Source organism: Rhizobium sp. SEMIA 4085, assembly GCF_013004495.1.
GTDB lineage: Bacteria > Pseudomonadota > Alphaproteobacteria > Rhizobiales > Rhizobiaceae > Rhizobium > Rhizobium gallicum.
On sequence record NZ_JABEPH010000135.1, the window covers coordinates 1 to 14352 of the forward strand.

General features: G+C 59.9%; 8 protein-coding genes and 1 pseudogene. 6 read left to right on the forward strand and 3 right to left on the reverse strand.

The window, feature by feature from the left end:
* Positions 1-511, reverse strand: a pseudogene (locus tag C9413_RS15310) (isocitrate lyase); the annotation flags it as partial.
* Between the two features lie 185 nt (positions 512-696).
* Here C9413_RS15310 and C9413_RS15315 point away from each other — a divergent pair.
* The 5 genes from C9413_RS15315 (at position 697) to C9413_RS15335 (ending at position 6320) form a co-directional block, all read left to right on the forward strand.
* The gene (locus C9413_RS15315) at positions 697-2109 is read left to right on the forward strand and encodes a short-chain fatty acyl-CoA regulator family protein (RefSeq protein ID WP_170250605.1); all 1413 of its coding nucleotides are present in this window, start codon (positions 697-699) and stop codon (positions 2107-2109) included.
* A 139-nt stretch (positions 2110-2248) separates the two neighbouring features.
* On the forward strand, positions 2249-3346 hold the full coding sequence (locus C9413_RS15320) for a polyamine ABC transporter substrate-binding protein (RefSeq protein WP_039844011.1): 1098 nt from the start codon (positions 2249-2251) through the stop codon (positions 3344-3346).
* 95 nt (positions 3347-3441) lie between these two features.
* Positions 3442-4584, forward strand: coding sequence for an ABC transporter ATP-binding protein (locus C9413_RS15325; RefSeq protein WP_039844012.1), 1143 nt, complete (start codon positions 3442-3444; stop codon positions 4582-4584).
* Between the two features lie 2 nt (positions 4585-4586).
* Complete coding sequence (locus C9413_RS15330) at positions 4587-5498, forward strand: ABC transporter permease subunit (protein WP_039844013.1); 912 nt, start codon at positions 4587-4589, stop codon at positions 5496-5498.
* A gap of 3 nt (positions 5499-5501) precedes the next feature.
* A complete protein-coding gene (locus C9413_RS15335; protein WP_170250606.1) occupies positions 5502-6320 on the forward strand; it encodes an ABC transporter permease subunit in 819 nt (272 codons plus the stop codon).
* 3 nt (positions 6321-6323) lie between these two features.
* Here the strand turns inward: C9413_RS15335 and C9413_RS15340 are convergent, their stop codons facing one another.
* Entirely contained in the window at positions 6324-8213 is a 1890-nt protein-coding gene (locus C9413_RS15340; RefSeq protein WP_170250607.1) for an AsmA family protein, read from the reverse strand.
* 165 nt (positions 8214-8378) lie between these two features.
* On the opposite strand from C9413_RS15340, the gene C9413_RS15345 reads away from it, so the two are divergent.
* Positions 8379-10331: an acetoacetate--CoA ligase gene (locus C9413_RS15345; RefSeq protein ID WP_039844016.1), complete on the forward strand. Its 1953-nt coding sequence runs from the start codon at positions 8379-8381 to the stop codon at positions 10329-10331.
* Between the two features lie 219 nt (positions 10332-10550).
* On the opposite strand, the gene C9413_RS15350 is transcribed toward C9413_RS15345, so the two are convergent.
* A complete protein-coding gene (locus tag C9413_RS15350) occupies positions 10551-14093 on the reverse strand; it encodes a PAS domain-containing sensor histidine kinase (protein WP_039844017.1) in 3543 nt (1180 codons plus the stop codon).
* Positions 14094-14352 lie beyond the last annotated feature (259 nt).

Consider the following 14352-nt stretch of genomic DNA (forward strand, 5'->3'; position numbering starts at 1 on the left):
CATCACTAGTTCCGATTAGGGCCTTCAAGATCTCGAATGAATGTAGCGGTCCTCCGAAGCCGGCATGTGCATCTGCAGCGCTCTGCTCATACCATGTTTCGCCGTATAGTCCCCGATACGCCGATTTTTCGTTCTGGTCGGCGCGCTGAAGCGTGCGGTTGATCCGCTTGGCGAGTTCTGGCCCGGCATTGGCGGGATAAAGCGACTGGTCGGGATACATCGCCGAAGCTGTGTTCGCATCGGCCGCGACCTGCCAGCCGGACAGGTAGATTGCCTTCAGTCCGGCACGGACCATCTGCATGGCCTGATTGCCAGATAGCGCTCCGAGCGCATTGACGAAATCATCGTGATGCAGCAGTTGCCACAGCCGGTTCGCCCCCATCTCGGCAAGCGAATAACGAAGTTCGACGGAGCCCCGCAATCTCTTCACGTCCTGGAGCGAATAGGGCCGCTCGATACCCTCAAAACGGCCTGCCGGAGCATTGCGGATAAGCTTGTCAAATTCTGTCACGATTTCCTCCTTCGCGATAATTATTGCCTCAACAGCTATGTGACATATTTTACAAAAACACGCGCGATGCCAGGAAAAGCTTGATTTGTAGGAGGGAATTGAGGTTAGGTTGCGAGAGCATTTACAACAACACTTTGTAAATTTGTGAATGTTTGTAAACATTCGTACGATGCGGGAGGTGTCAAATGGTCGAGCGGAAGATATTTGCTGGTCCGAAAGTTCGCCGGATTCGCAACGGCCTGGCGGTCACGCAGACGGCGATGGCCGAGGCATTGGGAATTTCGCCATCCTACCTCAATCTGATCGAGCGCAATCAGAGGCCATTGACGGTGCAACTCCTCTTGAAGCTGGCGTCGGTCTACAAGGTCGACCTTGAGGAGCTGCAGAGTGAGCCTGGAAACAATCTTGCGCAATTGCGCGAGGTTTTTGCCGATCCCTTGCTTTCGGGCGAACTGCCAGGAGACCAGGAACTCATCGAAGTCGCAGAAGCCGCGCCCAATGCGGCAAGCGGTGTCGTGAAACTCTATCGCGCCTATCGCGAGCAGGCCATGCGGCTTTCCGACTTTGCGGTCCTGATGGCGGGAGAGGGGCAGGCGCCGGCCGCTGGCGCACGGCTGCCGGCAGATGAGGTGCGCGACGTGCTGGAGCGCCGTTCTGCCTATTTCGGCGCGCTTGAAGAGGCTGCGGAGGCTTTCTTCGTCACTCTGCCAGCGGGTGAGCGCACGCAGGTTCTGAAGGACTGGTTGCAGAAAGAGCGTGGCATCAGCGTCCGCATCCTGCCGGTGCACGTGATGCCCGATCTGCGTCGCCGCTTCGACCGGCATTCCATGCGGCTTTTTATTTCGGAGCGCCTTGCGGCTTCCGATCAGCTCCAGGAAATCGCCGTCGAGGTCTCAACGCTCGCGCTTGGCGACGCCATTGCGCGAGAACTGGAAACGCTCAGCCTCTCGACGCAGGAAGCGAGGCGCATTGTCCGCTTCGAGCTTGCGCGCTACGCAGCACTTGCGCTGATGATGCCTTACGATGCGTTCCTTTCCGCAGCAAAAGCATCGCGTTATGACATCGATATTCTTTGCGCGCGCTTCGGCTGTTCGTTCGGCCAGGCCGCGACACGGCTGACGATGCTGCAGCGGCCAGCGAATGCCGGCGTTGCGTTCTTTGTCATGGAGGCCGATGCCGCAGGCCATCGGCTGCGGCGGGGAGGAGCGGCAGGTTTTCCCCACGCCCGCTTCGGCGGCGGCTGTCCGAAGCTTAACATCCACGCCGCCTTTCTCCAGCCGGGCCAAGTTCTGGCCGAAGCTGCCGCGATGCCGGATGGCTCCGCGTATCTTACCATCGCGCGGACGCTTGAAGGGCCGCATGCGCCATTTGGCGAACGGGTCCGGCGTACAGCACTTCTGCTCGGCTGCGATATCGCGCTCAAAGACAGCACTGCCTATGGCCAGGCCCTTTCTGCGAACCTGCATCCGGTGGCAATCGGGCCTGCCTGTCGCCTCTGCGAAAGGAAGGGTTGTCTTGCGCGCGCCGAACCGCCTGTCACTCGCCCGCTTGGGTTAGATGAGATGGTAGCAGGGCTCAGTGCCTTCGATTTCCAGTGACGGGTGAAATCATTGAGAGTGCAGGATTTTGCGCTTGTCGCCTCACAAAATCCTTTCTAGTCTACCTGAAAATCCAGAGGGAAACGGTGTCCGGAGTGATGCCTGCAAACGCTTATAATAAGAACGGACAGGAGATAATATGAGGTCAAGAATCGCAAGACTTGCGGCCACGGCCGTCGTTGCCGTTTTCGCTGCAACGCCGGGCTTTGCGCAGGAGCGTGTCGTCAACGTCTATAACTGGTCGGATTATATCGACAGTTCCATCCTCGAGGATTTCACCAAGGAAACCGGCATCAAGGTCGTCTACGACACCTTCGATTCCAATGAGACGCTTGAAACCAAGCTTCTTGCAGGCGGGACCGGCTACGACGTCGTCGTTCCGACCGCGGACTTCCTGCAGCGCCAGATCCAGGCGGGCGTTTTCCAGAAGCTCGACAAGTCGAAGCTGCCGAATATCTCCAACATGTGGGACGTGATCCAGCAGCGCACGGCGCAGTACGATCCCGGCAACGAGTACGCCATCGACTACATGTGGGGCACCAACGGCATCGGCTATAACGTCAAGAAGGTGGCCGAAATTCTCGGTCCGGACGCCAAGCCGGGTCTCGAAGTGATCTTCGATCCGAAGGTTGCCGAGAAGTTCAAGGATTGCGGCATCTATCTGCTCGATGCGCCGAAGGACGTGCTCTCGGCTGCCTTCCAGTATCTCGGCGTTGATCCGAACACGACCAGCGCGGATGACTTCAAGAAGGCCGAGGATCTGATGACCTCGATCCGCCCCTTCGTCCGCAAGTTCCATTCGTCCGAATACATCAACGCGCTCGCCAACGGCGACATCTGCATCGCCTTCGGTTATTCCGGCGACATGCTGCAGGCCCGCGACCGCGCTGCCGAAGCCAAAGGCAATGTCGAGGTCAACTACTCGATCCCGACTCAGGGTGCCCAGATGTGGTTCGACATGATGGCAATCCCGACCGATGCGCCGCATGTTGCCGAAGCGCACGAGTTCCTGAACTACATCATGAAGCCGGAAGTCATCGCCAAGGCGAGCGACGTTGTTTTCTACGCTAACGGCAACAAGGCTTCGCAGCAGTTCATCAGCAAGGAGGTTCTCGAAGATCCGGCGATCTATCCGACCGAGGACGTGATGAAGAAGCTCTTCACGGTTTCGCCCTGGGATCCGAAAACGCAGCGCACCGCGACCCGGCTCTGGACGAAAATTGTCACTGGCCAATAAGAAAATTCAGGCCCGGACGGAAACGCCCGGGCCTTTTCTTGGCGACTGCCGGCCGTGGGGAGGGCCTGTTCTCAAATCATGTCTCGGGGAACAACATGAAGTCACTTGGCAATATTCGCCGCACCTTCGCGCCTTGGGCCGATCCGGCTTCCAAGCCGTTTATCTCCTTCAAGAACGTGACGAAGAAGTTCGGCGACTTTACCGCCGTAAATGACCTGTCGCTGAATATCTATCATCGCGAATTCTTTGCATTGCTCGGCGCATCGGGCTGCGGCAAGTCGACATTGTTGCGCATGCTTGCGGGCTTCGAGCAGCCGACCTCCGGCGAAGTGATCCTCGACGGCACGAACCTGGCAGGTACTCCGCCCCACAGGCGGCCGGTCAACATGATGTTCCAGTCTTATGCGCTCTTCCCCCACATGACGGTCGAGAAGAACATCGCTTTCGGCCTTCGCCAGGACGGCATGCCGAAGGACGAGATTATCGAGCGCGTTATGCAGATGCTGAAGATGGTGAAGCTGGAGCAGTTTGCCTCCCGCAAGCCGAACCAGCTTTCGGGCGGTCAGCGTCAGCGCGTGGCGCTCGCCCGCTCGCTTGCCAAGCGCCCCAAAGTCCTTTTGCTCGACGAACCGCTTGGTGCACTCGACAAGAAGCTGCGCGAGGAAACGCAGTTCGAGCTCATGGACCTGCAGCAGAATCTCGGCCTCACCTTCGTCGTCGTGACCCACGACCAGGAAGAGGCGATGACGATGGCGGATCGCATCGCAGTCATGAGCCACGGCAAGGTCATCCAGGTGGCGACGCCGGCGGAAATCTACGAGGCCCCGAACTCACGTTTCGTTGCGGATTTCATCGGCGATGTGAACATCTTCGACGGCCAGGTCGCTTCCGCCGGGGCCGGTAGGGTCGAGATTGCGGTCGACAGCGGCCTCACCATCAAGGTCGCGACATCCGACAAGCCCGCGAAGGGCAGCAATGCCGGCTTTGCGATCCGCCCTGAAAAACTGAAGGTGCTTCGTCATCCGCCGCCGCACTCTTCGGTCAATGCGGCCTCCGGCGAGCTTTGGGATATCGGCTATCTCGGCGATATGACGGTTTTCCATGTCAAGCTGAAGAGCGGAAAGGTCGTGAAGGCTTCCTCGCTCAATGCGCAGCGTGCGGTCGATGATCCTTTCACATACGATCAGGAAGTGTGGATCTCCTTCGCCGAAGATGCCGGCGTGCTGCTGAGGGATTGACCATGGGCAAGCTCGGTTCCGCGATCTACAGCCGCCTCGTGATCATCGTTCCCTATGCTTGGTTGCTCATCTTCTTCCTCGCGCCGTTCTTCATCGTCTTCCGCATCTCGATGTCGGCAACCGCGATCGCGATGCCGCCCTATACGCCCGTCTTTTCGCTCGGCGATGGCTGGACCGGCTTCTGGGACAAGGTATCGACCTTCTCTTTCGAAAATTACAGTTACCTCATCGACGATCCGCTGTATTTCAACGCTTATGTCTCGAGCGTCGTTATCGCCGCGATCTCGACATTCCTGACGCTACTCATCGCTTATCCGATCGCCTATGGCATGGCGCAGGCCCCTCGCAGCATCCGTCCGACACTGCTTATGCTCGTCATCCTGCCGTTCTGGACGAGCTTCCTGATCCGTGTCTACGCCTGGATCGCGATCCTGAAGCCGGAAGGCTTGCTCAATCAGGTGCTGCTGGCCACCGGGATCATCGACAGTCCGCTGATCATCCTAAACACCAACATCGCGGTCTATATCGGCATCGTCTACTCCTACCTGCCGTTCATGGTTCTGCCGCTCTATTCATCGCTGGAAAAGATGGACGGGACGCTGATCGAGGCCGCGCAGGATCTCGGCTGCACGCCGATCACGGCCTTTTGGCGTGTGACGTTCCCTCTTTCGCTCCCGGGCGTTATCGCCGGCTGCATGCTGGTTTTCATCCCGGCCGTCGGCGAATTCGTCATCCCCGATCTGCTCGGCGGATCGCAGACGCTGATGATCGGCAAGACGCTCTGGAGCGAGTTCAATTCGAACCGCGATTGGCCGGTCTCCTCCGCGGTCGCGACGATCCTGCTGTTGATCCTGGTGATCCCGATCGTCTTCTTCCAGAACGCGCAAGCCAAAGCCGACGAGCAGGGAAGGTAAGCCATGCTGCAATGGACCCGCTTCAATATCGTCTCGGTTACGCTCGGCTTCGCCTTCCTCTATCTGCCGATCGTCCTGCTCGTGATCTTCTCGTTCAACGAATCGAAGCTCGTCACCGTCTGGGGTGGCTTCTCGACGAAATGGTACGCACAGCTGCTGTACAATCAGGCTTTGCTCGACGCTGCCTGGGTGACGGTGCGCGTGGGCGTGCTCTCCGCCCCGTTGGCTACCATCCTCGGCACGCTCGCCGCGCTCACGCTCGTGCGCTACACGCGGTTTCGCGGACGCATGCTCTTCTCCGGGATGGTCTATGCCCCGCTCGTCATGCCCGAGGTGATCACCGGCCTTTCGTTGCTGCTTTTGTTTGTGGCAATCGGGTTTGACCGCGGCTTCTGGACGATCACGCTGGCGCATACGACGCTGACGATGTGCTTTGTCGCCGTTGTCGTGCAGTCGCGCCTGGTGAGCTTCGATCATTCAATCGAAGAAGCGGCGCAGGACCTCGGCGCTCCACCCGTCAGGACGTTCTTCGAGGTGACGCTGCCGATCATTGCGCCTGCCGTCTTTTCGGGCTGGATCCTGGCATTCACCCTGTCGCTCGACGACCTCGTGATTGCGAGCTTCACGTCAGGCCCGGGCGCCACGACCCTGCCGATGCGAATCTATAGCCAGGTGCGCCTCGGCGTGACCCCGGAAATCAATGCGGTCTGCACGATTTTGATCGGTATTGTCACGGTTGGGGTGATCTGCGCCTCGATCGTCTCCAAGCGCCGCGAGATACAGCGCGAACGCGATGAGCGTGCGGCAGCCAACGCGCCTTGAAAATCACTGGACGCCGGGTGGCTGCTGATTGATCAGCGGAACCGGCGAAATCACCGGGTTCGGCCAAGAGCCGCCGACGAAGAACGGCAGAAGTGGCAACACCGCCTTCTTGGTGTCATCGGTCGCCTGCAGCGATCCGGAAAGGGCCAGTCCGTTGGATTCGTAGGGGATGATGCCTGAAAGGGTCAGCGTCTCGTCTGTACCTTGAACGCTGACGCCGCGAAGTTCGGCCGAGCCATCCGCGAGACTGGCAGCCACATCAATCCGATTGAATTCGAACGCGCGGCCCGAAACGGCGCTCAGCGGGAAAAATTTCTGCAGGGCGGCCTGGCTTCGGATGGCTTCGACGTCAAGGCCGGCGATCGAGCCTGCATTGCCGCGGAATGCAAGCTGTCCGCTCACGTCGGCAGCACCTGCCGTCCAGAGCGGCTTGTTGGTTTTCAGCGAAATGTCGAGCGATCCATTGGCAAGCGGTAATGGGCCCTTCAACTGCAGCCGTTCGATCAGCCCAGCAAAATCGGCACCGCGGATCGAGACCTGCAGCTTGCCGCCGCCGTCGAAGTTCCCTCGCATTGCCTCCAGATGCGCCGTCATCTCTCCGCCTTCGAACTGGCTGTCGCCGACGTCGAATTTGGCTTCGTTGCTGGAAACGATAATGCTTGCGGCGACATCAAAGAGCTGGAAGGGCGGAAGCTGCATTTCCTTGGCGGAAAGCCTGAGGTCGACATCAAGCTTCTGCAGCGGACCGCCATCGTCCGGCGCGCCCGCTTCGCCGGCGGCCAGGCGCAGAGTAAAGGCGTCGAAGAAGGGCTTCAGGTTCATACGGTCGAAGGCCAGCGTGCCGCCAAGTCTTGCCCGCGCGTTTGTGCCAATGGAGATGTCCATGACGCCGGTTGCATTCGCATCGTTGAGCCCAAGCGCGACTTCGTTGAAGCGCAGGCCGTTGGCGGCGGAAAATATGTCGCTCTGGATCGAAAACGATCTCAGCGTCTCAACGTCCGGAATGGATATGCCAGACCAGGCCAAAAGCGCCGGCAGGTCGGGAATATTGACCGACATGTTACCGGATAGTCCGGCAAGATCTGAGATACCGCCGATACCGGTGAACTCTGCCGTCACGAGCTTGGAGGTGAGTGCGGTTTTGATCTGAGCAACCTTGCCGCCGAAGATCAGTAAAGGGCTGTTGGACGAGAAGTCGAGCTTCAAGTCTTGCCCGCTCGTTCTCGCGATCAGCACCGCCGTCATCGGGCTTGAAAGCCGCGGCCAGGTGATATCGGCGGTCACGCCTTCGAAGTGATAGGTCTTGCCGGTTGCAAGGTCGGCGACATTGAGCGTGCCGTCTTCGACGGTGATCGCACCGATCGTCGCATCAAGCCTTTGATCGAGGACTTCGGCTCCGCCTTCCTGGCGCGCGCTGGTGATCGCCTTGGCAAGCTGCCCGGCATAGGTCCAGTCGATCAGCCCCTGTTGGTCGCGCGTGAGGGAAAGATTGGGGCGCAGCAGGTGGAATTCATGAAAGCGGGCGCTGCCTCGGATGGCGTCGATGAGGCTGAAATCGGCCGAAAGGCTCTCGATCGTGCCGAGCAGCTTGTTGCCGCTGCTTTCGGGCTGTCGGATGGTGATCTGGTTCAGCGTAATGCGCGGTGTCGGCCAGAATTCGAGAACCGGCGTGCCCTTGATCTCGGCCTGATAGCCGGTCCATTTCGACAATACGTCCTCGATGCCGGAGCGCACCAGTCCGCTCGAAACAAGGTAAGGGGCGGCAACACGAAGCGCCACGAAAATGATGGCGGCGAAAAGGATCAGGCTGGTTGCAATTCGCGCGAAACCCGGCAGCCAGCGGGAAACGGGTATCATCTTGCGCCGCCATTTTGGTTGTCTTGACGTACCCATAAGCTCCGCCAGTATTTTCAGCTGCTTATCCGTTAGCTATCGATTTCGCCGGATATATGAAACAGGAGACATATGCAAATCTCGGAGAGCCTGCGTCCGAAAGCGAAGCACACTTTATAATGCGGTGCAGCATGGTATATAGCGGATAATTGGGGAGGAGATTAAATGAGTGACACCGTGCCGCTTTGGGTGCCTTCGAAAGAGTCGATTGAGGCAAGCCCGATGCATGCCTTCATGCAGCGCTGCAACGCCGAGTTTGGTCTAGAGTTTGAGACCTATCTGGACCTTCATGCCTGGTCGACCGACGAGCCCGAAAAGTTCTGGACCTCGGTTTGGGCGTTTTGCGGTGTGAAGGGGGAGCAGGGCGCACGAGCGCTCGCCGACGGCGATCTCATGCTCAAGGCTCGTTTCTTTCCTGATGCGAAGCTGAACTTCGCCGAGAACCTGCTTTCGAGCGAAGGGCCGGCTGACGCGATCGTCTTCCGCGGCGAGGACAAGGTCGAGTATCGCTGGTCGTGGGAGCGCCTGCGTGCGCTCGTATCCCAGCTGCAGCAAGCCTACCGCGCGCTCGGCATCGGTGAGGGGGATCGCATCGCCGCGATGATGCCCAACATGCCGGAGACGGTCGCCTGCATGCTGGCCGCCGCCTCGATCGGTGCCATTTGGTCGTCCTGTTCACCGGATTTCGGCGAACAGGGCGTGCTCGACCGCTTCGGCCAGATCGGCCCCAAGCTTTTCATTGCCTGCGACGCCTATTGGTATGGCGGCAAGCTGCAGGATGTGAAGGCGAAGGTTGCTTCGGTCTCAAGGAGCCTCGGTGCTCCGGTTGTGATTGTCCACTATGCCGGCGATGCCGCAGCGGTTGCGAGCGAGACCCCGAAGGCGAAGACGCTGGAAGAATTTATCAAACCTTACCAGCCAAAAGTCGTCGAGTTCGTGCGGCTTCCCTTCGCGCATCCGCTTTATATTCTCTTCTCCTCCGGCACCACCGGTGTGCCGAAATGCATCGTTCATTCCGCTGGCGGCACGCTTTTGCAGCATCTGAAGGAGCATGTGCTGCATTGCGGCCTCAAGCGTGGCGAGAAGCTCTTCTATTTCACCACATGCGGCTGGATGATGTGGAACTGGCTTGTAAGCGGCCTTGCGGTGGGCGTCACGCTTTGCCTGTTCGACGGCTCGCCGTTCGCGCCGGACGGCAATGTGCTCTTCGACTATGCGCAGGCTGAAGACTTCGCGGTCTTCGGCACTTCCGCGAAATATATCGACGCGGTGCGCAAGGGAGGGCTGACGCCGCGCACCACGCATGATCTTTCGAGCCTGCGTCTCATGACATCTACGGGATCGCCGCTTTCGCCCGAAGGCTTCACCTTCGTCTATGAAGGCATCAAGGAAGACATCCAGCTAGCCTCCATCTCGGGCGGCACGGATATCGTCTCATGCTTCGTGCTGGGCAATCCGCTGCAGCCGGTCTGGCGCGGCGAAATCCAGGGGGCGGGCCTCGGCCTTGCCGTCGACGTATGGGACGATGAAGGCAGGCCTGTGCGCCAGCAGAAGGGCGAACTGGTCTGCACCAGGGCCTTCCCGTCGATGCCGGTCGGCTTCTGGAACGATCCGGATGGCGCGAAATACAAAGCGGCCTATTTCGAGCGCTTCGAGAATATCTGGTGCCATGGCGATTTCGCCGAATGGACGGAGCATGGCGGCCTTGTCATTCATGGCCGCTCCGACGCGACGCTCAACCCCGGCGGTGTGCGCATCGGCACCGCCGAGATCTACAATCAGGTCGAGCAGATGGAAGAGGTGGCCGAAGCACTTTGCATCGGCCAGGATTGGGAAGACGACGTCCGGGTGGTTCTCTTCGTTCGCCTCGCGCCGGGCGTCGCATTGACGGACGACCTCGTCAAGGCCATCAAGACCCGCATCCGCACCGGGGCCTCGCCGCGCCATGTGCCGGCGAAGATCATTGCGGTCCGCGATATTCCGCGCACCAAATCCGGCAAGATCGTCGAGCTTGCGGTGCGCGAGGTCGTGCACGGGCGGCCGGTGAAAAACAAGGAGGCGCTCGCCAATCCCGAGGCGCTCGACCTTTTCGTCGGACTCGAGGAATTGCAAGTCTGATCTCAATCCAATGCACCGCAAACTATCAGCTATCGTTTGATCGTTTCCGTCGCCTGGAAACCTTTCGTTAAGAAAGGTTGGTCAAGGGTAAAAAGAATTCGGGGCTGCGCATGAACGAAGCAGCTTGCCTGCGGGCTCCCGAAACATGATGTTGATCGACGAAGCTCTTGTTGAACAGCACCGAATTCCAGGCAGCCATTCGTGGCTGCCTTTTTTGATTCAGCCTGCCAGCACGCGCTGCGACGGGAAGGTGACCTCAACCAGCGTGCCCTCGTTCGGCGCCGAATTGATCGAGAAGATCGCCCGGTTTGCATCCACCATCGCCTTGGTCAACGGCAAGCCGAGACCCGTACCGTCGCCGCGGTGGCGCGACTGGGCGGAAACCTGCCGGAACGGCTTCATCGCTTGGTCGAGTTCGCTGCGCGTCATGCCGATGCCTGTATCGCGCACACGCAGCACGACGCTGCCATTCGCTTCATATGACGTTGAAACCACGATCTGACCGCCTGACGGCGTGAAGCGGATGGCGTTGGAAAGGATGTTGAGGGCGATCTGCTTGACGGAGCGGAGATCGGCAACGACATTCGGCACCGACTGCGACAGCGCCGTGCGAATTATGACACGTTGTCCGTTTGCCTGCGGCTGGACCAGAGCCACGGCCTCCGAAATCGCTTCGTTGAGGCCGACGGATGCGAAATCGAGATCCATCTCGCCCGCTTCGATCTTCGAGATATCGAGCAGATCGTTGACAATATCGAGAACATGGCGGCCCGACCGGCCGATGTCGTTCGCATATTCGATGTAGCGCGGATGGCCGATCGGTCCGAAGCGCTCGCTCGCCATCATGTCCGAGAAGCCGATGATGGCGTTGAGCGGCGTGCGGATTTCATGGCTGATGCGCGCCAGGAAATCCGTTTTGTGGGCATTCGCCGTTTCGGCGGCGCCCTTGGCATTGCGAAGCTCGTCCTCGGTGCGCTTCCACTGGGTGATGTCGCGGATGACGGCGCAATAGCCGCTCGAGGAGGTGAGCCGGCCCATGGTCATGAACAGCGGAACAAAGCCGCCGGATGACTCGCGGCCGATCACCTCACGCCCGTCGTTCAGAACGCTTGCGACGCCATGGCCGGAAAGGCCGTTCAGATAGTCGAGCACCGCCTTCTGGCTTTCATGCGCAAAGAGTATCACGAAGGGTTTGCCGCGGGTCTCTTCCTCATCATAGTTGAAAAGCGCGCTTGCCGAGCGGTTCATCGATCGAATGTCGCCTTCTGCGCCGATGACGACCACGCCGTCCGTCGCCGTTTCCAGGATGGAGCGAAGTTCTTCCACCTCGACCTGCAGCTTGGCGACCTTTTCGACCATGCGGTCGGAACGGAGGTCCGGACGGGGTTCTTCGTTCTGGGCCGGCGCGACGTCGCTTCCCTCGACAGGCATTAGCGCCAGCATGAGCGCGCTGGATTCTTCCCAGCGGATCGATTGCAGGCGGGCGGTGACCGGTACGAGCGAGTCGTCGGCCGTCACGAGCACCATTGCACCCGGGCGTCCCGCTTTTTCATCCAAGTCGCGGCGTTGAAGCAGCGCGTCGATCCCGCCCACATCGCTGAGATCCTCAAGCGAAGCATAGCCGGTCATTCGCATGAATTCGGGATTGGCGTGGATCAGCGCATCGCCGGCATGGACGAGCACGGCAACCGGCAACTGGTCGACGGTATTGGCCGATAGCCCGTCCGTCATCTTCACCCGCGGCGGGATGGCACTGTGCAGTACTTCGATCGGGCTGAAGGTTTCGTGCAGGCCTTCGGTGGCGTCGTCTTCATTCGGCTCGGGCGTTTCGACATGCTCTTCCGCTCGCTCCGCTGCATCGGCCGGTTCTTCGGCGGCCCCGCTCGCGCTCTCGAAGATTGCCTCGTTCGGCTCGCCTTCAAATGCAGCTTCTGCCGGCTCTGTGGAAGCCGGGCTCTCTGCAGCATCGGCCTCGGCGGGAGCCGGCTCATCGTCGCGAACGCCGAAAGCCTCCAGGCGTTTGGCGATCTCGCGGAAGTTTGCCTGCTCGGCCGCGCTCAGCGTCGGGCCTGCACCATGGAGTTGAACGATCTTGTCCGTCAGCCGGCGGCTCGGCGTTTCCACCACGCGCAGGACTGGCGGCTCTTCGCGAGGCACGGTTTCGGAGGCTGCCTCGGGCTCCGGTGCGGCTGCCGGCACTTCGGGCTGGGGATGCCCGTTGGATGCCTCCGGAGCAGCCCCTTCCGACGGCTGTTCGAGGCTGGCCGTGTCGCGGCCGAAGGCATCGGCGCCGAGCGCCAGACCGAGCGCCAGCGGATCCTCGGTGGCATCGGAAAGCCGGACAACGCCGAAGCCGCGGAAGCCGTCGAACTCCCGGTTGCGCGTATAGGTCGGCAGCGCGGCGAGATCGACGGGAACGATCAGGCTCGTCCCCTCGATCGGCCAATGGATCGTCTTGCCTGACCATGTGTCACGGCGCTCGAGTGCTTCGGCGATCTTGCCTTCGGGATCGAGGTTAAAGAGTGCCGCAATGTCGGAAAAGGCAACGCCGATGATATTGGCTGCGTGTGGACCAACGGCGTCGGCGAATTCACCCGACACTTCGCTGAAGTGGCCGTCGGCGTCGATCTTCCACACAAAGCGCGTCGCGCGGCTGTTTGGCTTGAACGCAAAGCCGTTTGCTGTTGGCGGGGCGGCAACCTTGTCTTTGCCGCCATCTTCGGTTTCGTGCCCCGGATTGCTTCCGACAGGTTCGATCTCGCGCCGCACCTCGGCATCGGCAGGCTCTGTCCCGGTCTCCGAGTCTACCGTATCGTCCCCGCCCGCCTCAGCGCGGTCGGTCAGCGGCATCTCGGGTTCAGACAGGATAAGCTCTTCTGTTTCTTGGTGATCGATGAGCGGCTCATCTGCGGCTTCCGCTGCCGGTTTGGTTTCCTCGCCGTCGACAGTCTCCAGCGCCTCTTCGAGGTCCTCGATATGCGCAACTGCATTGAGCGCGTCGTGGAATTTCGCGCCCTTCGGCTCGTCGATATGGTTAACGGCGGCTGTGGACAACGGCTCTTCCGGCGCTGCCGCGTCGATCGAGTCGAGATTGCCAAGCACGGTTTCGACGGCAAAGAGTAGATTGAGCGCCGGTTCGTCGCTGAGCTTGCCGACGGCAGCAGGCAGATAACCCTTGCCGGTTGCGACCGGCCGCTTGACAAGCCGGTCGGGATGGGCGCCTGCAAGGTTCGTCAGCGTCTTGGCGGTCTGCTGGGTGATGCCAAGCGACGCAAAGCCGGGCGAGGACGCGATGACGTCGCCTTCTGCGCCGATCACGGCCATATGCGTATCGGGATCGTCGAGCCCCTGTAGCATTCTCGCGGCCGTTTCTGCGGCAGGAAGCGGTTGTGAAGAAACGGGAACCGAGAACAGAATGCCGCGCTCGCCGGACGAGAGCCCGATCATTTCGGCCGTTGCTTGGGCCGGAGCCCGCTGGAAGCCCTTGGCGATCCGAATCATCAAGCTTCTGGTGTCGCCAATTGCGGCGAGTTGGCGAGCGGTCGTCTCGATCTGGCGGAAGGTGATGTCGGTGCGATTCACACCTTGATCGAGAAGATCATAGACGGCGGTCTGGCTGAAAAGTTCCGCGCCGGCGCCATTGGCCCAGAGCAGGCGGGAAAGATCGGCCGAGAAAAGCACCATGGCTTCGCCACGCGAAAAGCGTTCCCGCACCCGTTGATGCACGGCAATGTCGATGAACGGGTATTGGACTGCGGGCATGTCGGAACCTTGTCCCTTTCGGCCTCTTCAAAAATTAACAGTCTATTAATAACGACGCGCCGGAAATGGGTCCAGCGTAGGGGTCGGGTTTCGGGTGGAAAGGTTAATTCGTTGTGCGACGCACAATTATGTTGCAACGCACAATGGAATGCCTTATATAAGATAGATCCAAACTATGCAGGCGTTATCGGCCTGAACCCAAGGAGATTAATTCGATGGCTAACATAAAGATCGACGACGTTTTTTCAATGTCCTCCTT